Source organism: Kitasatospora sp. NPDC002551 (assembly GCF_040296005.1).
In the GTDB taxonomy this organism is placed as follows: domain Bacteria; phylum Actinomycetota; class Actinomycetes; order Streptomycetales; family Streptomycetaceae; genus Kitasatospora.
Genome location: NZ_JBEOWI010000015.1, coordinates 74,475 through 96,453 on the forward strand (window position 1 = coordinate 74,475; position 21,979 = coordinate 96,453).

Consider the following 21,979-nt stretch of genomic DNA (forward strand, 5'->3'; position numbering starts at 1 on the left):
CCGCCTGCCCGGGAGCCCCCACATGCCCGACTCGCCCCTGCCCACCCGTGCCACCAGAGCCGTCGCCGAGGCGGTGAGCGGGCTTCCGCGCCAGTTCTGGTGGCTGTGGACCAGCACGCTGATCAACAAGCTCGGCGCGTTCGTGGTCACTTTTCTCGCACTCTACTTGACCACCGACCGGGGCTACTCGGCCTCGTACGCGGGCCTGGTCGCCTCGCTGTTCGGCCTCGGCTCGGCGATCGCCTCCGTCGTCGCCGGCGTGCTGGCGGACCGGATCGGGCGGCGGCCGACGCTGGTCGCCGCCCAGCTCGGCACCGCCCTGTTCACCGCGCTGCTCGGCTTCAGCGACGGGCAGGTGGCCATCGCGGTGGTCGCCTTCCTGGTCGGCTTCTGCAACAACGCCACCCGCCCCGCGACCTCGGCGATCATCGCGGACATCGTGCCGGCCGAGGACCGGGTGCGCGCCTTCTCGCTGAACTACTGGGCGATCAACATCGGCTTCGGCCTCTCCGCGGCGGTCGCCGGACTGATCGCCACCCACGGCTACCTCACGCTCTTCCTGCTGGACGCGCTGTCCACGGTGATCTGCGCGGTGGTCATCTTCGTGCGCATCCCCGAGACCCGGCCCCAGGCGCCCGCCGCGGCCCAGGGCGGACCGAAGGCCCGGCCGGCGATCGGCCTGGCCGAGGTGTTCCGGGACGGCCGCTTCATGGCGGTGGTGGTGCTCAACCTGCTGCTCGCCCTGGTCGCCCAGCAGGGCTCGACCACGCTGGCCGTGGACATGGGCCGGGCCGGCATCACCTCCAGCCAGTACGGCCTGGTGATCGGTCTCAACGGCCTGCTCATCGTGGTGCTCCAGATCCCGGTCACCCGGTGGATGGAGGGGCGGGACCGGACGGCCCTGCTGGTCGCCAGCGCGCTGCTCATCGGCTGGGGCTTCGGGCTGACCGCGCTGGCCGGCTCCTCGGCCTGGTTCTACGCGTTCACCGTGGCGGTCTGGACGCTCGGCGAGATCCTGAACGCGCCGACCATGATGGGCCTGGTCGCCGAGCTGTCCCCGGCCGAGGCGCGCGGCCGCTACCAGGGCGTCTACTCGCTGTCCTGGTCGCTCGCCTCGTTCCTCGGCCCGGCTGCGGGCGGCGTGCTGCTGGAGCGGGCCGGCAGCGGGGTGATGTGGGGGGCGTGCGCGGTGCTCGGCACGCTCGCCGCCGGCGGGTACGTCCTGCTCGGCCGGCGGCCGGGGGCGGCGCTGGCGAAGCCGGCGGCGGTGGCCACCTCGGCGGACGCGGCGGCCCCGGCGGACGCCCGGCCCGCGCCGGCGGCACCGGACACCGCGCGGGCCGCCGAGCCGCAGCGGGCCCCGGCCGGCGGCTGAACCGGAAGCGGCCCCGGCCGGGTACTCGGCCGCCGGGGCCTCCGGCGCCGCGTCCGGGGCCGGGGCGGCGAGGTGGGCGAAGGCCGCCAGGTTGCGGGTCGACTCGCCGCGCTTGGTCCGCCACTCCCACTCCCGCCGGATCGCGGTCGCGAAGCCCAGCTCCAGCAGGGTGTTGAAGGGCTCGTCGGCGTTCTCCAGCACCGTGCCCAGCAGCCGGTCCACGGTGTCCGGGGTCAGCGCCTCCAGCGGCAGCCGGCCCGCCAGGTAGACGTCCCCGAGCCCGTCGACCGCGTACGCCACGCCGTAGAGCCGGGTGTTGCGCTCCAGCAGCCAGCGGTAGACCGCCTCGTGGTTCTCGTCCGGGCGGCGGACCACGAAGGCGTTCACCGAGAGGGTGTGGTCGCCGACCCGCAGGGCACAGGTGGTGCTCAGCTTCCGGGTGCCCGGGAGGGCCGCCACCAGGGTGTACGGATCGGTGGGGGCCGGCTCCCAGGCCACCCCGGCCTCGTCCAGGGCGGTGCGCAGGAGGGTCAGGGCCTCGTCCTTGGTGCGGATTGCCATGGGGGTGACGTTACTCGGCGGTACGCCCCCCGCGCAGTAGCGGATCCGCGGCGACCGGCTCAGACGCGCCGCTGACGCGCCCCGGCCAGTCGGCCGAGCGCCCGGACCAGGCTGCCGGCGTACACCTCGGCGGTGGTCGCGGCGGCGGTGTCCCAGCCGAACCCGGCCGCGTGCCGGGCCGCCGCGGCGCCCCGCCGGGCCACCAGCTCAGGGTCGGTGACGTACGGCTCCAGCGCGTGCGACCAGGCCACCGGGTCGTGGCCGCCCACCAGGGTGCCGGTCTCGCCGTCCCGGACGGCGACCGGCAGCCCGCCCACCGCGGCCGCCACCACCGGGGTGCCGCAGGCCTGCGCCTCCAGCGCGACCAGTCCGAACGACTCGCTGTACGAGGGCATCACCAGCGCCGTCGCGGCCCGGTACCACTCGGCGAGCCGCGCCTGGCCCACCGGCGGGTGGAACCGCACCACGTCGCCGATGCCCAGCTGGGCGGCCAGCTTGTGCAGGCTCTCCGGCCGGGCCAGCCCGGTGCCGGACGGGCCGCCGACCACCGGCACCACCAGCCGCTCGCGCAGCTCCGGGCGCCGCTCCAGCAGCTCGGCGACGGCGCGCAGCAGCACGTCCGGGGCCTTCAGCGGCTGGATGCGGCCGGCGAAGAGCAGCACCGCGGCGTCGGCGGGCAGCCCCAGCCGGGCCCGGGCGGCCCGGCGGGCCTCCGCGGTGCCCGCGCCGGCCGGCGCCGAGGGACGGAACACGTCCAGGTTGACGCCCGGGTGGACGACGGCCAGCTGCTCCGGGCGCGCCGCGTAGAAGCGGGCGAGCTCGGCGGCCTCCTCGGTGGTGTTGGCGATCAGCCGGTCGGCCGCCTCCACCACCTGGGTCTCGCCGATCACCCGGGCCGGCGGCTCGGGGGTGTCGCCCTCGGCCAGCGCCGCGTTCTTCACCTTGGCCATGGTGTGCATGGTGTGCACCAGCGGCACGCCCCAGCGCTGGGCGGCCAGCCAGCCGACCTGGCCGGAGAGCCAGTAGTGCGAGTGGACCAGGTCGTAGTGGCCGGGGCGGTGGCCGGCCTCGGTGCGGAGCACGCCGTGGGTGAAGGCGCACAGCTGGGCCGGCAGGTCCTCCTTCACCAGCCCCTCGTACGGGCCCGCCGTGACGTGCCGGACCAGCACGCCCGGGGCCAGCTCCACGGTGGGCGCGTCGTCGGAGCAGATCGCCCGGGTGAACACCTCGACCTCGATGTTGAGCTCGGCCAGCCGCTTGGCCAGCTCCACGATGTAGACGTTCATACCGCCCGCGTCGCCCGTCCCCGGCTGGTGCAGCGGGGAGGTGTGGACGCTGAGCATGGCTATCCGGCGCGGGCGGCGCCGGCCGCCCTGGACCAGCGACTGGAGCCGGCCGCGCGCGGGCGCGGCCGGCTGGGCACGGCGTACCGAACGGACGGGGTGCTGGATCACCTGGCTGGAGCCTCCTCGTGTACTGCCCGCCTCGGCAGCCCTGCTTGCCTGCCGCCTGCTGTTCTGCCTGCTGTCCGGTGTGTGCGCCGCTCGCCCGCACGCCGCACGGCCACGGCGCCCGTGGCGGCACGCCGGCCGGCTGCCCGTCCGGGCACACATCACCACCAGTCTGCCAACCACGCGATCGCCGACCGGCATTCCCGGGGCTCCGGATGAGATGGGCCGCGCCGCCGGCCCCCGGCCCGGGCCCCGTACCCTGTGGTCCATGGCCGCCTCCCCTCCCGACACCGCGAGCGCGCCCGCCCGCGGACGGGCCGGGCGGCCGGTGGGCACCGTCACCCGCGGCACCACCAACACCAACCGGCTGCGCCGGATGGACCGCTGGATCGCCCACACGCTCGGGCCCGCGCTGCGCTCCGCCGGGCACCCGCCGGTCGCCGTCGACCTCGGGTACGGCGCCGCGCCGTGGACGGCCGTCGAGCTGTCCGGGCGGCTGCGGGCGGTGCGCCCGGACGTCCGGGTGGTCGGGATCGAGATCGAGCCGGCCCGGGTCGCCGCGGCGCTGCCCTACGCGGTGCCGCCGCTGCTGACCTTCCGGCGCGGCGGCTTCGAGGTGCCGCTGGACGGCGGCGCGCCCGCCCAGCTGATCCGGGCCGCCAACGTGCTGCGGCAGTACGACGAGTCGGCGGTGGCCGGGGTCTGGGAGCGGCTGTGCGACCGGCTGGCCCCGGACGGGCTGCTGGTCGAGGGCACCTGCGACGAGATCGGCCGCCGGCACGTCTGGGTGGCGCTCGGCCCGGAGGGGCCGCGGACGGTGACCTTCGCGGCCCGGCTGGGCGGCCTCGGCCAGCCGTCCGACCTGGCCGAACGGCTGCCGAAGGCGCTGATCCACCACAACGTGCCGGGGCGGCCGGTGCACGCGTTCCTGCGCGACTTCGACCGCGCCTGGGCGGCGGCCGCGCCGTACGGGGCGTTCGGCGCCCGGCAGCGCTGGGTGGCGGCGTGCACCTCGCTGGCCGGGGCGTGGCCGCTGGTGGACGCGCGGGGGCGGTGGCGGCAGGGCGAGGTCACCCTGCCGTGGACGGCGCTGGCCCCGTAGCCCGCCCGGGCGTCCGTGCCCGGGTCCCTGGTTTCACTCGAACGAGTTATCGAATATCTCTGGCGTGTTGACGCCTCGTCACGCCACCATGGGACCCGACCGCGGACTCACTCCCGCCCGGTCAGCCCCAGCTCCCGCCCGACGCCCGCGAACACCTCGAACATCTCCGGCCCGAACAGCACGAACCGCACCTCCTCCGGTCCGCCGCCCGGCTCCGCCGTCACCGCCGCGACGGTGCCCAGCGCGATCCTGGCCGCATCCGCCGGCGGCCACCCGAAGATCCCGGCCGACACGGCCGGGAAGGCCACCGTGCGCGCACCCAGCTCCGCCGCCACCCGGAGCGACTCGCGATAGCAGGAGGCCAGCAGCTCCGCCCGCCCCTCGTACTCGTCCGCCAGGTAGACCGGCCCCACGGTGTGCACCACCCAGTGGGCCGGCAGGTCGCCGGCCGTGGTCGCCACCGCCTGTCCGGTGGGCAGCCCCCGCCCGTACCGCGAGGCCCGCAGCCCGCGGCACTCCTCCAGGATCCGCGGCCCGCCCCGGCGGTGGATCGCACCGTCCACCCCACCACCGCCCAGCAGGGAGGAATTGGCCGCGTTCACCACGACGTCCACCTGCTGCGCCGTGATGTCACCCTCGACCAGAGTGATCCGCGTCACCACCGCACACCTCTCTCCATGCCCGCCCCGACGGCGTCGGACCGGGCCCCCGCTCGTACCCGCCCCACCCATCCAACACACCGCCACCGGCGTGGCGCCAGCCACAACGGAGCCGGTCGGTCAGAGAAATCCCCGGAGATCACGTTATGGTCGCGAGAAGTTCCCCGACGCAGGGTGCCACGCGGGCACTGCGGACGGACGCCGGCCGTTACGCATGCGGGGAAAGGGAGGATCAGCCGATGCCCGCAACGGGAGACGGGCGGGTACCTGCTGCCGCGGACCCGCCGGGCGCCCAGCACGGTGCCCGCTCCGGGACGGCCCGCGAACGGTCCGGCCACGAACGGTCCGCCCGTGACCGCTCCCCCGCACCGGCCCGGCACCCGGCCGGCCCGGCCACGGCCCCCGCGCCGATACCCCATCCCCGGTCGAACACCGCCCCCGCGGGCCCGTCCCCCGCGCCGGCCGCCCCGCTCAAGCTGCTGGTGATCGAGGACGACGCCACCGACGCCCAGCTGCTCAAGGCCGCGGTCGCCGACAGCGGCGCCCCGATCGAGATCCACTGGACCCGCGGCCTCGACCAGGCCTTCGCCCTGCTCGCCCCCGCCGCGTCCGGCTCCCGGCGCGGCCGACCGCGCACCCCCGACGCCGCCCGCGGCGACTTCAGCTGCGTCCTGCTCGACCTCGCCGCCCCCGCCGACCTGCCGCACCCCTCGGACCCCTCGGACGGCCTGGAGGGCCTGCACGAACTGCTCCGCCGGGCCCCGCACACCGCCGTCGTGGTCCTCACCGACGCCGCCGGCGCCGAACTCGGCGCCGCCGCCGTGGCCGCCGGCGCCCAGGACTTCCTGGTCAAGAACGAGACGGACGGCCCGCTGCTGGCCCGCGCCCTGCGCTACGCCGTCGAGCGCAAGCGCGCCGACGAGTCGCAGCGCCGGCTGGTCGAGGCCGAGCTGCGCGGCCAGGAGAACGCCCGCCTGCAGCGCCATCTGCTGCCCACCCCGCTGCTCGACGGCGCCAACCTCTCCTTCACCCGCCGCTACCGCCCGGGCCGGCGCCGCGCCCTGCTCGGCGGCGACTTCTACGACGCGGTCCGCACCGAGGACGGCACCGTCCACGTGGTGATCGGCGACGTCTGCGGCCACGGCCCCGACGAGGCCGCGCTCGGCGTGGCCCTGCGGATAGCGTGGCGCACCCTGGTCTTCGCCGGCCTCACCGGCGAGACCCTGCTGACCACCCTGCAGCACGTGCTGGAACACGAACGGCGCAGCGACGAGATCTTCGCGACGCTCTGCATGCTGAGCATCGAGCCGGGCGACCCCGACGCCCCGCAGACCCCCGAACGGGCCCGGCTCCACCTGGCCGGCCACCCGCCGCCGCTGCTGCTCGGCGAGGACCACAGCCCGATCGGTCTGCCCGCCGAGCACGCCGGCCCCGCGCTCGGCCTGCTGCCCTGCGACGACGGCCTGGCCGTCTGGCCGGCCCACCGGTTCGAGCTGCTCCCCGGCTGGCGGCTGCTGCTCTACACCGACGGGCTGATCGAGGGCCGGATCGGCGCCGGCTCCCGCCGCCTCGGCCAGGACGGCCTGGCCGACCTCATCGGCGACCACCAGTCCGCCGGGCTCACCCGGGGCCGGCTGGTCGACAGCGCGATCGCCGAGGTCGAGGAGCTGAACGGCGGCGCCCTGACGGACGACGTCGCGGTGCTGCTGCTGGAGCGCAACCCGGCGCAGCACCTGCTGGGCTAGGGCGCGTCCGACCGTCCGCGGCGGATCGCCGCACGCCCGGCGGGACTGGTCGGACACGCCCTGGTACGGCGGAGCCCCGGCGCCCGTGCGGTGGAAACCGCCGGGTGCCGGGGCTCGCTGGTCCCGCCGTCACCAGGGCCCGTACGGCCCCATGTTCCGCTGGTCGCGGCCGCCGCCCCGGTTGGTCAGCGCCCGGATCGCCGGGCGGACGTCGACCACGTAGACGATCGCGGCGACCAGGCCCGCCAGGGTCAGGAAGCTGGTCATGAAGTTCGCGCCGAACAGCAGGTCCAGCCCGAACGCGATGCCGAGGATCGCGAGCCAGAAGCCCTTGGTCTTCTTGTCGGCCGCCCGGTAGGCGTCCTCCGGCCTGGTGGCGGCGTCGATCAGCGCGAACAGCTTGTAGCCCAGGATGGCGACGGCCAGCCACCAGAACGGATTCAGGTAGTCCAGGAACAGGATCTGGGCCACTCCGCCCATCACGGCCTCCTCGTCTCGCTGCGGCACCCCGTCCGCCCATCCTGGCACGGCGGGGCGTCCGCCAAGGGGTCAACGGCCCGGCGGCGCCGGATGCGCCCCGGGGTCCTTCCCGGCTACTGCGCGGTCTTGCGGGACCGGCCGCGCTTCGGGGCGGCGGGCGCCTCGTCCTCGACCAGCTCGCCCTCGACCAGCTCGCCCTCGGCCGCCTCGGCGTCGACCCGCTCGGCGACCGCCTCGCCGGCACCGTCCTCGGCGCCGCGCCCGCGCTCGACCGCGACCTTGCCGCGCTCGGCCAGCCCGTCGTAGGTCTCCTTGGCCTTCACCGCCAGCTCGACGGCCCGGCCGACCTGCTGGAGCGCGAAGGTCTGGGCCTTCTCCTGCAGGACCTTGAGGTCGGCCGGCAGCGCGGTGACCGTGCCGGCGACCCTGGACTGTGCCTCGGCCAGCCGGGCGGCGGCCTTCTCCTGGGTGCCCTTGCGGTCGGCCGCGAGCGCCTCGACCCGGCCCGGCACCTCCCGCAGCTTCTCGTAGGCGAGTTCCCCGGCGCCGGCGAGGGCGTACAGCGGGGTCGGGTCGGTCAGGGTCTTCTTGATCTCGTCCGTGATCGGCACGGCCGGTCCTCCCGTGGGGTCTAGGGTGCCTTGCTCTCGTGCGCGTCCGCGCTCCCGCCCGCACCCTCGTCCGCGCCGGCCGGCTTCCCGGCGGCGTTCTCCTTGAGGAAGGCGTCGTAGACCGCGAGCAGCGCCTGCTTCTGCTGCTCGTTGATCAGCGGATCGGCCAGGATCGAGGCCCGCAGTTCCAGGCCCTCACCGCGCCGTTCCTCCAGGATCCCGGCCTGGACGTAGAGCGTCTCCGCCGAGATCCGCAGCGCCTTGGCGATCTGCTGCAGGATCTCCGCGCTCGGCTTGCGCAACCCTCGCTCGATCTGGCTGAGGTAGGGGTTGGACACGCCGGCGGCCTCCGCCAGCTGACGCAGCGAGTACTGCGCGTTGCGCCGCTGTTCGCGGATGTACTCGCCGAGCGAGCCGACGTTCAGTGAGGCCATGCGACCACCCTGCCCCACGCCGCTTGCAGATGCAAGCGCGGCGCTAGCAGCAGCAAACACCCGGGTGCCGGCCGTGCCGTGCCCGGGTCAGGCCGGCAGGCGCACCGGCATGAGGACGGTGAAGGTACCGGGCCGGCCGGGGGTGCGGACGGCGAGCGGGGCGACGGGACCGCCGAGTTCGAGGACGAGCTGGCCCGGCACGCCGGCCGGGAGGGCCTCCAGCAGGAAGTCGCGGTTGACCGCGACGCGCAGGGCGTCCGGATCCGGGGCCGGGGCGCCGTCGCCGGGGGCGGCGACGGTGAGGCGGCCGGACTCGTCGACGATCAGGACGGCGACCTCGCAGGCGGCGCCGTCCGGGCCGGACGGCAGGCTGCGGGTCGGGGCGGAGGCGAGTGCCGCGCGCAGGTCGGCGGCGGGCAGGCCGACCCGCTGGACGGGCTCCAGCCGGACGAGCGCGCGGTAGTCGGGGTAGTCGTGGTCGAGCGGGGCGCCCTCGATCCGGTGGCCGTCCACCGCGGCGCGCACCGCCGGGCCGCCGAGCACCAGTTCCACCTCCCCGGCGGCGGAGCCGAGCAGCGCGCGCAGGGCGTCGGCCAGCGCGGTGGGCACGATCGCGGCGGCGGAGGCACCGGCGTCGGAAGCGTCGAAGGCGCCAGCGTCGAAGGCGCCAGCGTCGGAGGAGATGGCGTCGGCGGGCACCTCGGCGAGGGCCATCCGGTAGCGGTCGGTGGCGACCAGCCGCAGCAGGCCGCCGTCCAGGTCGAACAGCACGCCGGACAGGACCGGCATCCCGGGGTCGCTGCCGACGGCGAACCGCACCGCGTCCAGGGCCTCGGCCAGCGCGCGGGCGGGAACGGTGAAGCGGTGCTCGGCGGGGGCGGTGGTCATCGGGTTCTCCCTCTGGTCGATCAGCCGTCGGATCAGGGAGAGCTCCCGGCGCGCGTCGGCGAGGCCGTCCTCCAGCCGGCACTGGTGCGCGTCGAGCACCCGCCGGGCGGCGCCGCTGCCGGGGGCCGCGCCGAGCACGGCCCGGATGCCGGCCAGGGGCAGGCCCACCCGGCGCAGCCGGGCGAGCAGCCGGGCGTCGGCGAGCTGTTCGGGCGCGTACCAGCGATAGCCGGTGCGCGGGTCGACCCGCGCGGGGGCGAGCACGTCGGCGCCGTCGTAGAAGCGCAGGGCGCTCACGCTCAGACCGCTGTCGCGGGCCAGCTCTCCGATGCTGCGCAGGTCGCTCTCCATGCCGGGGACTCTGGGGCCTCGACCGGGTCGAGGGTCAAGCCGGGCGGCCGGACCGGCTCCGACGATACCGGCGGGCCTCCGACCAGCATGGTTGAACTTTGAACGAAACCGGTCTACAGTGGAGCCAACAAGTTGAAGCCTAAACAAATGGCTTCGAACCCGAGGAGGAGCCATGGGCCTTTTCAACCGCACCAAGAACACCGCCGCCGCGACCACCACCGCCGTCGCCGTCGCCGAGGGCCCGGACCTCGGCCACCTCTCCGGCGACTGGACCATCGACGCCACCCACAGCGAGATCGGCTTCTCCGTCCGCCACGCGATGGTCACCAACGTCAAGGGCCGCTTCACCGAGTACGACGGCAAGCTGCACCTCGACGGCACCACGCCGACCAACTCCAGCGCCGAGCTGGTGATCAAGGTCGGCAGCATCGACACCAACCAGGCCCAGCGCGACGAGCACCTGCGCACCGGCGACTTCTTCGCCGCGGAGACCTTCCCCGAGATGAGCTTCCGCAGCACCTCCGCCGAGCGCGTGCGCGACGACTCCTACCGGATGACCGGCAACCTGACCATCAAGGACGTCACCCGTCCGATCGTCCTGGACCTCGACTTCACCGGCACCGCCGTCGACGCCTACGGCGTGGACCGGGTCGGCTTCGAGGGCAAGGCCGTCCTGGACCGCACCGACTGGGGCCTGACCTACAACGCGGCGCTGGAGACCGGCGGCGTGCTGATCGGCGAGAAGGTCAAGCTCACCTTCGACATCTCCGCCGTGAAGGCGGCCTGACCCGGCCGACCACGGAACCGGGCCCTGCGGGCCCGCCCCGACCGCGGGCGCGCACCCGTCGGTTCCCCCACCGACCGCGCGCCCGCACCCGCCCCACCCCTGCCGACCCCCGAGCGGCAGGGGTGGGGTCGTCCATGGGCGCAACAACCGTGCGGCGCCCGGGGATTCCTGATCCGGGACAGGTTCGTGCACCACCTCCGCCCGGGGCCCGGCACGCCCGGCGGAGCGCTCAGGGCACCAGCAGCGCGGCGTCCGCTTCCGGCAGCCAACTGCCCGCCGGACGCCGCAACCACGCCTCGCGCGCGCCGAGTTCGGCAGCGGCCGACAGCAGCGCGGTCAGCCCGGGATGCCGCAGGTCCGGGCGGTGCACCAGGCTCACCAGACTGAGCGGCACCGGCTCGACCAGCGGCACGTTCACCGCGCCCGGCAGCGTCGGGCCGCCGGCGGTGGTCAGCATCGGATCGCCGTGCCGGACGAGGTAGCGGGCCGTCTCGTCCACCCCCACCGGCGGGACGCGCGGCGGCGCCGGCGCCAGACCGTGTTCCCTCAGCAGCCGCAGGCCGAGGTCGGCCCACTCGGTGGTGGCCGGGTTGCCCGCGCAGACGTCCACCGGATGTCCGGCCAGTTCGGCCAGCCGCAGGACCGGCCGCCCGGCGAGCGGATGGCCGGCCGCCATCATCACCGACACCGGCTCCAACCGGACGGGTCGCTGCGCGAGTTGGGCGCGCACGCCGGAGGGCAGACCGGCGAAGCGGCCGAACGAGACGTCCAGCCGGTGGGCGATCAGTTCACCGGCCGCGGCCGCCAGACCGCCGTGGAAGCGGGCCAGCAGTTCACCCTCCGGCCAGGCGGCGCGGGCCCGCCGGAACACCCGGTCACCCGCCAGGTCCGGTCCGGTGACGTCGCTGTTGAGGTCGAGCAGCAACGGACGGTGCGCGGCGCCGGCCAGGATCTCGTCGTGCAGCGCCAGCAGCCGGCGTGCCCTGGGCAGCAACCCGTGGCCGACGGCGGTGAGTTCGACGCTGCGCGTGGTGCGGGTGAACAGCGCGTCGCCGAGCAGCCGCTCCAGCGTCCGGACGTCCCGGCTGAGCGCCTGCTGGGCCACGTGCAGGCGCTCGGCGGCCCGCCCGAAGTGCAGCGTCTCGGCGGTCGCGACGAAGCCGCGGAGCAGGCGGGGATGCAGGTCACGGGGCATGGCGGCAGGCTAGCAACGCGCGCGGGCCGGGCGGCCTGCCGCGATGATCGACAACAGACCGTTGTCAATGCGGCAGAACAGGTGTTGGACCGCGCACCGCCGACGGCCCGAGGCTGGGGGCCTTCCTCCCCTTCTCCTCCCCGCGGAGTCCCATGCTCGCGCCCTACCGCCGCCTGTTCGCCCGCCCCGGCACCACCGCCTTCACCCTGGCCGGGCTGCTCGGCCGGCTCTCGATGTCGATGACCGGCGTCTCGCTGGTGGTCCTGCTCGCCGAACGGCGCGGCTCGTACGCGCTGGCGGGCACCGTCGCGGCGGCCGGCCTGGTCACCGGGGCGGTCGGCATGCCGGTGATCGGGCGCCTGGTCGACCGGTTCGGGCAGGCACGGGTCACCGTCCCGGCGGCGCTCTACAACGTGGTGCCGCTCATCGGCCTGCTGCTCTGCGTCCGCACCGGGGCGCCCGACTGGACGCTCTACCTCTGCTGGGCGGCCTGCGCGGCGGCGCCGAACCTCGGCGGCATGGCCCGGGCCCGCTGGGCGCACCTGCTGCGGGACCGGCCGGAGGACCGGCACCTCGCCAACTCCTTCGAACAGGCCCTGGACGAGGTCTGCTTCATGACCGGACCGGTGCTCGGCATGGTGCTGTGCACGACGATCGCGCCGGAGGCCGGCCTGCTCACCGCCGGCGGGCTCGGCGCGGCCGGCGCGCTGCTGTTCGCGGCCCAGCGCCGCACCGAGCCGCCGCTCGACGACCACCCCGCCACCGGACGGCACGGCTCGCCGCTGCGGGTGCCGGGGCTGCGGGTGCTGACGCTGACCTTCCTCAGCACCGGCATGATCTTCGGCGCGCTCGACCTGACCACCGTCGCCTACGCGCAGGCGCTGGGGCACCGGCCGGTCGCGGGCCCGCTGCTGGGCCTGGTGGCGGCCGGATCCTGCGTGGCCGGGCTGGTGTTCGGGGCGCTGCGGCCCCGCGGGACGGCGCGGGCCCGCTTCCTGTGGGGCGTCGCGGCGATGTCGGGGCTGCTGCTCATGCCACTGGCCGCCGGGGTGGGCGGCGCGGGGCTCGCGCTGCTCGGGGCGGCACTGTTCGCGGCCGGCACGGGGACCGCGCCCACCATGGTCACCGGGATGTCGCTGCTCCAGGACCTGCTGCCGCAGCGGCAGTTGAACGAGGGCATGGCGATCGCGGTGTCCGGCATCCTGGTCGGCATCTCGGGCGGTTCGGCGCTGGCCGGCACGGTCGCCGAACACGCGGGGCCGGGCGCCGGCTACGGGATCCCGGCGGGGGCGGCGGTGCTCGCCCTGCTGCTCGCCCTCGCGGGCCGCCGCCACCTGGGCCCGCCGGCGCAGGAGCCCGAACGCGTTGTCGGTGCCGCGCACTAGCGTTCGGGGCATGGCTGAATCGGACACCATCGGCTACGTCCGCGGCGATGCCACGGCCCCCCCCGGGCAAGGGGGGGTGAAGGTGATCGCGCACATCTGCAACGACCTCGGCGGATGGGGGAAGGGGTTCGTGCTGGCCCTCTCGCGGCGCCGGCCCGAGCCGGAGGCGGCCTACCGGCGGTGGCACCGGGAGCGGGCGTCGAACGACTTCGGGCTCGGCGCCGTGCAGATGGTGCGGGTCGGGGAGGACCTCTGGGTGGCCAACATGGTCGGCCAGCGGGGCATCCGCACCACCGCTCGTCCGGACCGCCGGTGCGCTACGAGGCGATCGACACCGCGCTGGCGACGCTGGGCGGGCACGCGCTCGGCCTGGGCGCGTCCGTGCACATGCCGCGGATCGGGTGCGGACTGGCGGGCGGACGCTGGGAGTCGGTCGAGCCGCTGGTGACGGCCCGGCTGACCGGCCGGGGCGTGCCGGTGACGGTCTACGACTTCGACTGACGGGCGAGTTCGGAAGCCGGCCAGGTGTACTCGTACTCGGGCAGCGTGTGGCCGCCGGGGAAGACGCCCTCGCGCACGGCGGTGCGGTGGGCACCCTCCCGCTCGTAGAAGGCGACCGCCCGGGTGTTGGCCTGCAGCACCTCCAGGTAGAGGTCGGTCCCGGGGTGGCGGTGGGCCGTGTGGGCGCGGGCGGCGGCCAGCAGGTCCCGGCCGATGCCGCCGCCGGTCAGTCCGGGGCGGACGTGCAGGTTGTCGAGCAGCACCCGGCCGTCCCAGTGCGGGACGAGGTAGGCGAACCCGACGACCTCACCGTCCCGTTCGGCGATCAGCAGCTCGGGGGTGGTCTCCGGGCCGCCGTAGTCGACGGCCAGCCGCAGCTCCCAGATCTCGCGCCGCTCGGCGGCCAGCCCGTCGCCGAGGGCGTCGTCGGGGACGATCCCGGCGTACGCGGTGCGCCAGCTGGCGGCATGCAGTTCGGCCACGGCCTCGGCGTCCCGGGTACCGCCCGGACGGATCACGGTGCTCACGGGTCCAGCATCCCACCCTCACTTGAACGCGTTCAAGTCATGACCTAGAGTCAGCCCATGCCTTTGAACGTGTTCGAAAAATGCGGGCGGGCCGAGTCGGTACCGGATGCGCAGGGGCCATCCGGTGCCGCACGCAGCGACACCGCCTGGGACTGACCCGATCGGGCTAGGCTCGGGGTCGTGGACGACCTGGCAGCGACGAACGGCACGAGCGCGGCGAACGACGGCACCGGAACGGACGGGGGCGCCGCGGGCCCCGCCGAGGCGCGCGGCAGCCGCGCGCAGCCCAAGACCGACAAGAGCGAGCAGACCCGGGCCCTGATCCTGGAGACCGCGATGCGGCTCTTCCAGGAGCGCGGCTACGAGAAGACCACCATGCGCGCCATCGCCACCGAAGCCGGCGTCTCGGTCGGGAACGCCTACTACTATTTCTCGGCCAAGGAGTTCCTGATCCAGGGCTTCTACGACCGCATGACGTACGACCACGCGGCCGACGCCAGGGCCCGGATGGCGCACACCCGGGACTTCGCCGAGCGCCTGGAGATCGCGCTGACCTCCTGGCTCGACACGGCGGCGCCGTACCACGAGTTCGCGGCGCAGTTCTTCCGCACCGCCGCCGACCCGAACAGCTCGCTGAGCCCGTTCTCGAACGAGTCCCACCCGGCCCGGGCGACGGCGGTCGAGCTGTTCCGCGAGGTGCTGCAGGGCTCCGAGCTGGCACCGAAGCTGGACGCCGAACTGGTCGAACTGCTGCCCGACGTGCTGTGGCTGCACCTGATGGTCGTGGTGCTCTACTGGGTCTTCGACCGGACCGAGGACACCGAGCGGACCAGGGAGTTCGTCCGGCGCTCGACCCCCATGGCGGCGCGGGTGATCAACCTGTCGCGCTACCGGGTGTTCCGGCCGATCGTCCGCGACGCCAAGGGCCTCATCCAGGACTTCATCCTGCCCACCATCGGCAAGACCGCCGTGAAGTGACGCCCCCGGCCGGGCGGGCCGGGGGGGTGAGCGCCGGTCAGAAGCCGTCGATGTTCCAGGACAGCAGCGGCGTGCGCAGCAGCAGGTCCGCGGCGGCCACCGCGCCCGGACGCAGCTCGGTGACCAGGCCCGCCACCGCGAGCCGGGGCAGCGTCTCGCCGGCCAGGTAGAGCGCGCCGAGCGCCGAGGCGTCCAGCGCCAGGTCGGCCTCGTCGGTGGTCCGCACGGCGCGGCCGGTGCCGTCCGCGGCGACCTCGATGGCCCAGCGGCCGGCGGCGTAGCCGTCGCGGTCCTCGACGTCCAGCACCACGCGGCCGGGCGCGCCGTACGTCCGGGCGTTGAAGGCGGCCTCGACGTCCAGCACCCGCAGCCACATGAAGTCGGCGTTGTCGGCGTGCGGGGTGGCGGCGCGCGGCTCGTTCAGCAGCATCGGCAGCGGGTCGTCCGGGCCGACGTTGTCCACCACGACCTTGCGCACCCAGTCGACCGAACAGAGGTAGCGCCACAGCGCGGTGGCCGTCGGCCGGTCGAGGGCGAAGAAGTCGAGGACGGTGAGCGTGCAGTTCGGGTAGGAGCCGTCCCAGGTGTCGTCGACCTTGTAGACGGCCAGGCCGGTGGGGGTGCCCCCGGCGTCCCGGTGGACGACGGCGAAGGGCTCCTTCCAGTCGAAGCCGGGGACCTCGATCGCACCGGTGTGGCGCTGCCAGGTCAGCTCGTCGCGGTCGATCACGCCGGGCTGGGTGACCCGCCAGCGGTCGAACAGCTCGGGGCCGGTCTTGCGCAGCTCCTCCATGGAGACCAGGTCGATCCGCCCGCCGGGCACGGTGGGCAGGCCGGCCCGCAGGCCGCCGGCCCGGAGCAGGTCGATGTTCCAGCCGTGGCCGCGGGTGGCCGGGCCGAAGCCGTACCGGCCGTAGATGTTGTACTCGGCGGCGATCAGGATCGCGACGGCGGCGCCGCGCTCCCGGGCGGCCGCGAGGTCCCCGGTCATCATCCGGCGGAGCAGACCGCGCCGCCGGTGGGTGGCGGTCACGGTGACGGCGGTGATCGCGTCGGCCTTCACCACGGCGCCGCCGGGCACGGTCAGTTCGGCGTCGAAACTGCGGAAGGTGGCGACGATCCGGCCGTCGTCGAACGCCCCGATCATCCGGCCCGGCTCCCACTGACGGCGGCGGAACTCCGTCGCCCGCTCGACGCGCGAGCGCAGGAAGCCGACGGCCAGCGCCCGGTCCCACTCCTCGACCTCGTCCTCGCCGACCGCGCGGATCTCGATCCCACCGGCGACGTCGCCCTGCTCCTTCACGCGGTCGCCGCCCGGATCACGCGGTCCGCCGTTCGTCTCATTGCCCATTCGCTCACCGTACGGCGGATATCGGCGCGGTCACCCGATTTATTCCGGGTGCGGAGGAGGCCCCGGCCCCGGGCTGTTCCGCCGTCGGTGAAGTCCGGTCCGGGCGGGCCCGGACCGCGCTACGGTCCGCTCTATGACGACGGTCACCACACGCACGGTCGAGTACCCGGCCGACGGACTGACAATGATCGGACACCTCGCCCTCCCCGCCGGCACCGGCCGCCGGCCCGCGGTCCTGCTCGGACCCGAGGGGCCGGGCATCAACGACGTCCACCGCGGGCGGGCCGAAGCCCTCGCCGAACTGGGCTACGTGGCCCTGGCCTTCGACCTCCACGGCGGGCGCTGGTTCACCGACCCGCAGGAGATGCTGGCCCGGGCGCTGCCGCTGCTCGCCGACCCCGACCGGCTGCGGGACATCGGTCACGCGGCGCTCGACGTGCTGCGCGGCGAGCCGCGGACCGACCCCGACCGGATCGCCGCCGTCGGCTACGGCACCGGGGGCGCGATCGCGCTGGAACTCGGCCGCGACGGGGCCGACCTGCGGGCGATCGCGACGGTCAACGCCCTGACCACGGGCCGGCCGGGCGAGGCCGCGCGGATCCGCTGCCCGGTGTGGGCCGGGGTCGGGTCGGAGGATCCGATCATGCCGCCCGAGCGCCGGGACGCGTTCGCGGCCGAGATGCAGGACGCGGGCGTCGACTGGCGCCTGGTGGTCTACGGCGGGGCGCAGCACGCCTTCCACCACCCGCCGGTCGACCACGCCGTGCTCCCCGGCGTCGGCCACCACCCGCGGCAGGCCGAGCGGGCCTGGCGCGACGTCCTCGCCCTGCTCGACGAGTGCGTGCCCGTGACGCGGTGAGCGGGCGCCACCCGGGCGGGGGTCGGGGACGCGGGGTCAGGGGCGGGCGTAGAAGCTCGGGGTGCCCATGATCCAGAGGCTGGCCTGCTTGATCGGCATGCCGGCCCGGGGCGCCTCGATCATCTGGTCGTCGCCGATGTAGAGGCCGACGTGGTGGATGTCGGCGGCGCGGCCGGTGGTGCTCCAGAAGACCAGGTCACCGGGGCGGAGCTGGCGGTAGGTGACCGGGGTGGACTGGGCGTACTGGTCGGCCGCGAAGTGGTAGAGCCGCTTGCCGCCCTGACGCCACGCCATCATGGTCAGCCCCGAGCAGTCGTAGCCGCCCGGGCCCTCTCCGCCCCAGACGTAGGGCAGGCCGATGGTGGAGCGGGCGAAGGCCATCGCCGCCGCCGCGCCCTCGGCCGACCAGGGGCGCTCCGGCGGCGGGGGTGCGGCGGCGGGGACGGGGGCGGCCGCACGCTGGACGGCCACGGCGGCTTCGGCGGCTTCTGCGCCGGCCCGCCGGGCGGCCTCGGTGGCGGCCCGTTCGGCGGCGGCCCTGGCCTCGGCCTCCCGGGCGGCCTGTTCCGCCGCGGCCCGCTCCGCCGCCTCGCGCTCGGCCGCCGCCTTCTCGGCGGCCGCGCGGGCGGCGGCCTCGGCCTCCCGGGCGGCGATCGCCTCCAGCGCCTCGCGCCGCTGGCGTTCCAGCTCGACGGTCGTGTTCCGGGCGGCGGCCAGCTCGGCGAGCAGCTGCTCGCGCCGCAGACCGGTGGCCGTGACCTGGTTCTGCTGGTCCGTCAGCCGCGCCTCGGCGCGCTGCCGGGCTGCGCCGACCTCGGTGGCGGCGCGTTCGGCGGTCCCGGTGGCGGCGCGCGCGGCGGCGGCGGCCCGGGCCGCCTGGGCGGCTGTGGAGACCGCCGCGTCGAGGATCTGCCGGGTGCGGTCGCTGGCGACCCCGACCACCGCGGCCCGGTCCCCGGCCTCGCGCGGGCCGTGCGCGCCGAGCAGGGCGTTGAGCGCGGAGAGTTCGGCGCCGGCGCCCTGCCGGTACGTCTCGGCGGCCAGCGCGGCGGCGTCCTCGGCGGCCGCGGACCGCTCGGCCTCGGCCGCCGCCGCCCGGCCGGCCTCGGCGGACTCCTCGGCGCGGGCCCGGGTGAGGGCCAGTTGGGCGCCGTTGTAGGCCTCGACGGCCTGTTCGGCGGTCCGGGCGGCCCGGTCGGCCTCGGCCCGGGCGGCGGTGAGCCCGGCCTCGATGGCGGCGACGGTGCCGGCCCGGCGGTCGGCCTCGGCCCGGGCCCGGTCGATCTCCTCGGTGGACGGATAGGCCTGCTCCCCCGGTCCGGCGGCCCCGGCCGGGTCGGCGGACGGATCCGCGGAGGGATCGGCGGACGGATCGGCCGCGGGCGGGCCGGCCGGGCCCGGCTCCCCCGGGGCCGCCGCCGCGGCGGGGAGCAGTCCGAGCAGGACGGTGAGGGACAACAGGAGGGTCGGCAGGAGTCTGCGCGCCATGATTCATCCCTTCGGACGGTCACGAGGGAGGGGAGCGTCCGGTGCCCGCCGCCGGCGGCCCGACGGAACACCCCATTCCATGACAAGACGGTCACTGTCCGCCATGTTCTCAAGCCGGGCCGTCTTCACACCTCAAGCCCGCACCTCCGACCGGGTGACCATCGGATGATCCGACCGAAGCCCGCCCCCGGCCGCGCCCCCGACGGCGGCGGTCTAGCGGCTCATCCGGCGGGTGCGCGGCCGCAGCCAGCGGTGCCGGTCCGGCCGGGGCGTGCGGCCGACCCGGCCGAGCGCGTACGTCCGGCTGCGGCCGGCCCGGACCGCCCCGCGCCGCTGCTGGGCCCGGCCCTGCCGCCCCGCCCGGTCGCCCGGCCCGCCGTCCGCCGCCGCGCCCCCGGCCGCACCGGCCCCACCGGTGCTCCGGTGGCTCCCGGACGGGTGCTCCGCGCTGCCCGCCGCGGAGCGGCGGTCGGCCAGCCGGGCGGAGCGCCGGGCCAGCGCCCGGGCGGTGTGCACGTCGAGGTGGGCGGTGGCCCGGGCGGCCATCCGCTCGGCCACCCGGTGGGCCGCCGGGTGGTGGGCCGGCACCTTGTCGGGCGCCCCGGCGATCAGGTCGAAGAGCCAGGTCCTGGCCCGGTCCGCGCGCCGGTGCAGAAGGCGCTCGCGCCGGAGCGCCCGGGCCCGCAGGCGCGGGCTCGCGGCGTACCGCCAGCGCGCCCAGGGGCTGCTCGGGCGGGCCAGCCGGACCGCGCCGATCCAGGAGAGGCCGGGCACCATGATGCCGAGCAGCCCGGTCCACACCTTGCCCTTGAGCAGGGTGACGACCATCGCCAGCGCGTTCACCGAGATCACCGTGACCAGCCCCCACCTGGTCTCCCCGGTGGGCTCGGCGCCGAGCGGGACGTAGCCGACGAGCAGCAGGCCGGTGAAGAGGATGCCGAAGATCACCGCGTCCACCGACTTGCGGCCCTGCTCGCTCCAGTAGACGTCGTCCAGGTGCAGGATCAGCGCGAACTCGTCCAGCACCAGGCCGCAGCCGATGCCGAAGAGCAGCCCGAAGACGTCGATCCACGGGTGCCCGCCGTAGGTCGCGAACACCCCGATGCCGCCGGCCAGCAGGAACCCCAGGCCGAAGACCATGTGGTGGATGTGCAGCCCGCCGGGCGTCACGTTGCCGGGCCACCAGCGCACCTGGGCCCTGATCATCCGCACGCTGAACCGGATGAAGACGAAGGAGGTGATGAACCCGACCAGCAGCAGGAACAGCGGTTGCTTGTGCGTGGCCACGATGTGCTCGCGGTAGCCGTCCAGCAAGGTGGTCATGGGTCTTACCTTCGTTCCTGGTGCTGCGTGCGGCCTACCGCGACATGGCCCGCGGGCCAACGCCCGGCGTCAGAAGCCGCGGGTGCGCTTGGCGGCCCGGCGGGGGATCACCGGGGCGAGCGAGGGCCGCTCGACCCCGACCGGGAGCTTCATGAAGAGCCGGGCGATCTCGCCTCCCAGGTTCACGCCGATGGCCAGCGCCATCGCGATCGCGGCGGCCCGGGTGATCTGCACCAGGCCCCCGCTGGGGTGGCCCTGGGCGAACGAGAGCATGCCGAGGTAGAGCGCCGAACCGGGCATCAGCGGACCGATCGCGGCGGTGACGTACGGCAGCGCGGACCCGTTGCGGTAGCGCGCCATCAGCTGCCCGAAGAGGCCGACCAGGCCGGCCGCCACCCCGGTCGCGACGATCGGCGAGATCCCGGCGTTGTAGGCCAGCACGCCGTAGCTGGCCCAGCCGATGCCGCTGTTCAGGGTGACCAGGGCGAGCGAGCGGCGGTCGGTCTGCAGCAGCATCGCGAAGGCGAGGGTGAGCACCATCGCGGCGACCATCTGGACCGGCGGGTAGCTGATCCCGGCCAGTGACTCGTCCGGGCGCAGCTTCGCCTCGAAGCCGACGCCCAGGTAGAGGATCAGCATCACGCCGATGACGATGCCCGCCACCAGGTAGATCACCTCCAGCAGGCGGGCCGCGGCGGTGATGTAGAAGCCGGTCAGGCCGTCCTGCACGGCGGCGACCAGGGCGCGTCCGGGCAGCAGCGCGAACAGCCCACCGGTGATCACCACGGAGCCGCGCAGGCCAAGGTCGTTGAAGGAGAGCACGATGCCGGAGGCGGCGGCCGGCATCGCGGCCAGCACGAACTGGTAGAACTCCGGCAGCCCGCGACGGGCGACCAGCGAGGCCAGCCGGTCGCCGAGCACGGCGGCGACGAAGGCGCTGAGGAAGACCAGCCAGGCCTTGTCGTCGATCTTCCCGCCGACCAGGAAGGTCGCCGCGCCGGCCAGCAGGCCGGTGTTCAGCGCGAGCAGCCAGGCCGCGTACGGGTGCCGGTTGCGGCGGATCACCGCGAGCCGGCGGTAGGCGTCGTTGACGCTCACCTTCTCCGCGGTGATGTCCGCGACCAGCTCGTACACGGCGTTCAGCCGGGTGTAGTCGGAGGTGCGGCGGCGCACCACGCGGTCGGCGGTGATCGGCGGTTCGACCAGCGAGGGCTGGTGCGAGATGCCGATCAGGGTGAAGGTGACCTGCGGTTCGCAGCGGTCCAGCCGGTAGGCGTGCGCGATGCCGAGCATGGCCGCCTCGACGTCCTCGGCGGCCTCGCCGCTGGCCAGCAGCAGCTCGCCGATGCGCAGCGTCAGGTCGAGGATGCGCGGGACGTTGCGGGCGGCGGCGGAGGCGGTGGCCGGATGCAGCTCGCGGGCGCTGCGCTCGAAGGCGGGGCGCTCGGACATCGGGGTGCGCAGCAGGGTGCGCATCCGGTCCGGCCAGGGTGCCTCGCCGGGGGCGCCGGGGCTGAGGGCGCCGAGGGGGATGCCGGTCGGCGGGGTGTAACCGGCGGCCCGCCACTCCTCGGGGGTGAGGGTGTCCTCGGCCGCGGAGCGGCGGCGGTACACCGGGGCGAGCGGTTCCCCGGCGGGCGCGGGTTCCGGCTCGGGCACGGGCGCGGGCTCGGGTTCGGGCTCCGGGGCCAGCAGGCCCTTGGTCTCGGGGGCGGGCAGGGCGAGCGGGATCTCCACGGTCTGCTCGGAGACCGGGGCGGGGTGCCCGAGCAGCCCCTCGGTGGGCGGCGCCTCGGAGGGGTGGACCGGTCGCGCGCCGGCGGCCGGGCGGGCCTGCCGCTGCGGACGGCCGCCCCGGCCGCCCCTGGCCCTCTTGCCGCCGCCCGGTCGGCCCCGCTTCGGCACTTCCGCTCCTTGCCGCCCCTGGC

19 protein-coding genes and 2 pseudogenes are annotated in these 21,979 nt (G+C 75.4%); 8 read left to right on the forward strand and 13 right to left on the reverse strand.

Annotated elements, in window-relative coordinates; genetic code table 11:
- The first annotated feature begins 22 nt into the window (after nt 1-22).
- A complete protein-coding gene (locus ABT093_RS15920; protein WP_350564547.1) occupies nt 23-1,375 on the forward strand; it encodes an MDR family MFS transporter in 1,353 nt (450 codons plus the stop codon).
- A 57-nt stretch (nt 1,376-1,432) separates the two neighbouring features.
- Here ABT093_RS15920 and ABT093_RS15925 read toward each other — a convergent pair.
- Nucleotides 1,433-1,936 (reverse strand): annotated as a pseudogene (locus ABT093_RS15925) (type III secretion system chaperone family protein); the annotation flags it as partial.
- 59 nt (nt 1,937-1,995) lie between these two features.
- Nucleotides 1,996-3,387, reverse strand: a complete 1,392-nt coding sequence (gene mshA / locus ABT093_RS15930; RefSeq protein ID WP_502884235.1) for a D-inositol-3-phosphate glycosyltransferase — start codon at nt 3,385-3,387, stop codon at nt 1,996-1,998.
- A gap of 268 nt (nt 3,388-3,655) precedes the next feature.
- Between mshA and ABT093_RS15935 the strand changes: the two genes are divergently transcribed.
- Nucleotides 3,656-4,489, forward strand: coding sequence for a class I SAM-dependent methyltransferase (locus ABT093_RS15935; RefSeq protein WP_350564548.1), 834 nt, complete (start codon nt 3,656-3,658; stop codon nt 4,487-4,489).
- Between the two features lie 107 nt (nt 4,490-4,596).
- On the opposite strand, the gene ABT093_RS15940 is transcribed toward ABT093_RS15935, so the two are convergent.
- Nucleotides 4,597-5,148, reverse strand: a complete 552-nt coding sequence (locus ABT093_RS15940; RefSeq protein WP_350564550.1) for an O-acetyl-ADP-ribose deacetylase — start codon at nt 5,146-5,148, stop codon at nt 4,597-4,599.
- A 239-nt stretch (nt 5,149-5,387) separates the two neighbouring features.
- On the opposite strand from ABT093_RS15940, the gene ABT093_RS15945 reads away from it, so the two are divergent.
- Nucleotides 5,388-6,893, forward strand: a complete 1,506-nt coding sequence (locus ABT093_RS15945; protein ID WP_350564552.1) for a PP2C family protein-serine/threonine phosphatase — start codon at nt 5,388-5,390, stop codon at nt 6,891-6,893.
- 129 nt (nt 6,894-7,022) lie between these two features.
- On the opposite strand, the gene ABT093_RS15950 is transcribed toward ABT093_RS15945, so the two are convergent.
- The 4 genes from ABT093_RS15950 to ABT093_RS15965 all read right to left on the reverse strand — a co-directional run bounded on the left by ABT093_RS15950 (nt 7,023) and on the right by ABT093_RS15965 (nt 9,657).
- Nucleotides 7,023-7,373 carry a DUF2516 family protein gene (locus tag ABT093_RS15950; protein WP_350564661.1) on the reverse strand — a complete coding sequence of 117 codons (351 nt, stop codon included), beginning with the start codon at nt 7,371-7,373 and terminating at the stop codon, nt 7,023-7,025.
- A gap of 113 nt (nt 7,374-7,486) precedes the next feature.
- Entirely contained in the window at nt 7,487-7,984 is a 498-nt protein-coding gene (locus ABT093_RS15955; RefSeq protein WP_350564554.1) for a hypothetical protein, read from the reverse strand.
- 20 nt (nt 7,985-8,004) lie between these two features.
- Nucleotides 8,005-8,418, reverse strand: a complete 414-nt coding sequence (locus tag ABT093_RS15960) for a helix-turn-helix domain-containing protein (protein ID WP_350564556.1) — start codon at nt 8,416-8,418, stop codon at nt 8,005-8,007.
- Nucleotides 8,419-8,505: 87 nt separating this feature from the next.
- Nucleotides 8,506-9,657 (reverse strand): DNA polymerase III subunit beta family protein, encoded by a 1,152-nt coding sequence (locus ABT093_RS15965; RefSeq protein ID WP_350564558.1) that lies wholly within the window; start codon nt 9,655-9,657, stop codon nt 8,506-8,508.
- 172 nt (nt 9,658-9,829) lie between these two features.
- On the opposite strand from ABT093_RS15965, the gene ABT093_RS15970 reads away from it, so the two are divergent.
- On the forward strand, nt 9,830-10,444 hold the full coding sequence (locus ABT093_RS15970) for a YceI family protein (RefSeq protein ID WP_350564559.1): 615 nt from the start codon (nt 9,830-9,832) through the stop codon (nt 10,442-10,444).
- Between the two features lie 229 nt (nt 10,445-10,673).
- Here the strand turns inward: ABT093_RS15970 and ABT093_RS15975 are convergent, their stop codons facing one another.
- Nucleotides 10,674-11,639: a LysR family transcriptional regulator gene (locus tag ABT093_RS15975; RefSeq protein ID WP_350564561.1), complete on the reverse strand. Its 966-nt coding sequence runs from the start codon at nt 11,637-11,639 to the stop codon at nt 10,674-10,676.
- A 152-nt stretch (nt 11,640-11,791) separates the two neighbouring features.
- Here ABT093_RS15975 and ABT093_RS15980 point away from each other — a divergent pair, with 152 nt between their 5' ends.
- Nucleotides 11,792-13,024, forward strand: coding sequence for an MFS transporter (locus tag ABT093_RS15980; RefSeq protein WP_350564563.1), 1,233 nt, complete (start codon nt 11,792-11,794; stop codon nt 13,022-13,024).
- A gap of 10 nt (nt 13,025-13,034) precedes the next feature.
- Nucleotides 13,035-13,525: pseudogene (locus tag ABT093_RS15985) on the forward strand (macro domain-containing protein).
- Here ABT093_RS15985 and ABT093_RS15990 read toward each other — a convergent pair.
- Nucleotides 13,510-14,052 (reverse strand): GNAT family N-acetyltransferase, encoded by a 543-nt coding sequence (locus ABT093_RS15990; protein WP_350564565.1) that lies wholly within the window; start codon nt 14,050-14,052, stop codon nt 13,510-13,512. The pseudogene ABT093_RS15985 and the gene ABT093_RS15990 overlap by 16 nt on opposite strands.
- Before the next feature lie 180 nt (nt 14,053-14,232).
- On the opposite strand from ABT093_RS15990, the gene ABT093_RS15995 reads away from it, so the two are divergent.
- Nucleotides 14,233-15,030: a TetR/AcrR family transcriptional regulator gene (locus ABT093_RS15995; protein ID WP_350564566.1), complete on the forward strand. Its 798-nt coding sequence runs from the start codon at nt 14,233-14,235 to the stop codon at nt 15,028-15,030.
- A 37-nt stretch (nt 15,031-15,067) separates the two neighbouring features.
- On the opposite strand, the gene ABT093_RS16000 is transcribed toward ABT093_RS15995, so the two are convergent.
- A complete protein-coding gene (locus ABT093_RS16000; protein WP_350564567.1) occupies nt 15,068-16,381 on the reverse strand; it encodes a GNAT family N-acetyltransferase in 1,314 nt (437 codons plus the stop codon).
- Between the two features lie 133 nt (nt 16,382-16,514).
- On the opposite strand from ABT093_RS16000, the gene ABT093_RS16005 reads away from it, so the two are divergent.
- The gene (locus tag ABT093_RS16005) at nt 16,515-17,240 is read left to right on the forward strand and encodes a dienelactone hydrolase family protein (RefSeq protein ID WP_350564569.1); all 726 of its coding nucleotides are present in this window, start codon (nt 16,515-16,517) and stop codon (nt 17,238-17,240) included.
- A 36-nt stretch (nt 17,241-17,276) separates the two neighbouring features.
- Here ABT093_RS16005 and ABT093_RS16010 read toward each other — a convergent pair whose 3' ends face one another.
- From ABT093_RS16010 to ABT093_RS16020, 3 genes are all read right to left on the reverse strand, one after another.
- Nucleotides 17,277-18,728 (reverse strand): C40 family peptidase, encoded by a 1,452-nt coding sequence (locus tag ABT093_RS16010; protein WP_350564571.1) that lies wholly within the window; start codon nt 18,726-18,728, stop codon nt 17,277-17,279.
- Between the two features lie 213 nt (nt 18,729-18,941).
- Entirely contained in the window at nt 18,942-20,051 is a 1,110-nt protein-coding gene (locus ABT093_RS16015) for a hypothetical protein (RefSeq protein ID WP_350564573.1), read from the reverse strand.
- Nucleotides 20,052-20,120: 69 nt separating this feature from the next.
- Complete coding sequence (locus tag ABT093_RS16020) at nt 20,121-21,956, reverse strand: threonine/serine exporter family protein (protein ID WP_350564574.1); 1,836 nt, start codon at nt 21,954-21,956, stop codon at nt 20,121-20,123.
- Nucleotides 21,957-21,979 lie beyond the last annotated feature (23 nt).

Coding starts and splice junctions, on each gene's coding strand:
- ABT093_RS16015 (WP_350564573.1), bottom strand. CDS start 20,051: ATGACCACCTTGCTGGACGGCTACCGCGAGCACATCGTGGCCACGCAC.
- ABT093_RS15980 (WP_350564563.1), top strand. CDS start 11,792: ATGCTCGCGCCCTACCGCCGCCTGTTCGCCCGCCCCGGCACCACCGCC.
- ABT093_RS16010 (WP_350564571.1), bottom strand. CDS start 18,728: ATGGCGCGCAGACTCCTGCCGACCCTCCTGTTGTCCCTCACCGTCCTG.
- ABT093_RS16005 (WP_350564569.1), top strand. CDS start 16,515: ATGACGACGGTCACCACACGCACGGTCGAGTACCCGGCCGACGGACTG.
- ABT093_RS15920 (WP_350564547.1), top strand. CDS start 23: ATGCCCGACTCGCCCCTGCCCACCCGTGCCACCAGAGCCGTCGCCGAG.
- ABT093_RS15960 (WP_350564556.1), bottom strand. CDS start 8,418: ATGGCCTCACTGAACGTCGGCTCGCTCGGCGAGTACATCCGCGAACAG.
- ABT093_RS15935 (WP_350564548.1), top strand. CDS start 3,656: ATGGCCGCCTCCCCTCCCGACACCGCGAGCGCGCCCGCCCGCGGACGG.
- ABT093_RS15950 (WP_350564661.1), bottom strand. CDS start 7,373: ATGGGCGGAGTGGCCCAGATCCTGTTCCTGGACTACCTGAATCCGTTC.
- ABT093_RS16000 (WP_350564567.1), bottom strand. CDS start 16,381: ATGGGCAATGAGACGAACGGCGGACCGCGTGATCCGGGCGGCGACCGC.
- ABT093_RS15970 (WP_350564559.1), top strand. CDS start 9,830: ATGGGCCTTTTCAACCGCACCAAGAACACCGCCGCCGCGACCACCACC.
- ABT093_RS15975 (WP_350564561.1), bottom strand. CDS start 11,639: ATGCCCCGTGACCTGCATCCCCGCCTGCTCCGCGGCTTCGTCGCGACC.
- ABT093_RS15945 (WP_350564552.1), top strand. CDS start 5,388: ATGCCCGCAACGGGAGACGGGCGGGTACCTGCTGCCGCGGACCCGCCG.
- ABT093_RS15965 (WP_350564558.1), bottom strand. CDS start 9,657: ATGGAGAGCGACCTGCGCAGCATCGGAGAGCTGGCCCGCGACAGCGGT.